The organism is Ancylomarina sp. YFZ004 (assembly GCF_054254355.1).
On the sequence record NZ_JBTCHQ010000055.1, the window covers coordinates 1 to 222 of the forward strand.

General features: G+C 37.8%; 1 protein-coding gene. It reads left to right on the forward strand.

Annotated features, from left to right (window positions below; all coding sequences use genetic code 11):
* The coding region (locus tag ACXR6G_RS20190; protein WP_458363260.1) for a hypothetical protein at nt 1-222 on the forward strand (222 nt) is incomplete at both ends.

Consider the following 222-nt stretch of genomic DNA (forward strand, 5'->3'; position numbering starts at 1 on the left):
GCAAACTGAGTGATTCTGAAATTGCAGCTCTAGGCTATATTAAGACTGAGAAAGATGATGATATTACGAATGAGATTCAGGACTTGGCCTTGGATGAATCTACACATATATTGACCATTACCAACAACGGATCAGCCAAAGCAATTGACTTAAGCCTTTATCTTGATAATACCGATACCAAACTGAGTGATTCGGATATAACAGCTCTAGGCTATATTAAGG